This window comes from Desulfocurvus sp. DL1XJH-121, assembly GCF_054819825.1.
In genome coordinates this window covers 1-261 of record NZ_JBTVWW010000129.1, presented here as the reverse complement: position 1 = coordinate 261, position 261 = coordinate 1, and the positions used below count along the sequence as shown (strand labels likewise).

Below are 261 nucleotides of genomic sequence, written 5' to 3'. Positions count from 1 at the left end.
GGATGCTGTAGAAGCGCTTGTCGGCCGGCGCCAGCTGGGCCGTCTGGCCGATGATGGCCACGCCAACTTCCTTGACTACCTTGCGGAACAGTTCATTGTCCGGCACCGTGCAATAGCCGGGAATAGCGTCGAACTTGTCCAGCGTGCCGCCCGTGTGGCCCAGGCCGCGACCCGAGATCATCGGCACATAGCCGCCGCAGGCGGCGATCATGGGGCCCAGCAGCAGGGAGACCACGTCGCCCACGCCGCCCGTCGAATGCT

At 66.3% G+C, this 261-nt stretch carries 1 pseudogene; it reads right to left on the bottom strand.

What is annotated here, in order from left to right:
• Nucleotides 1–244 (bottom strand): annotated as a pseudogene (locus ACYYG1_RS17600) (thymidine phosphorylase); the annotation flags it as partial.
• Nucleotides 245–261: the final 17 nt, after the last annotated feature.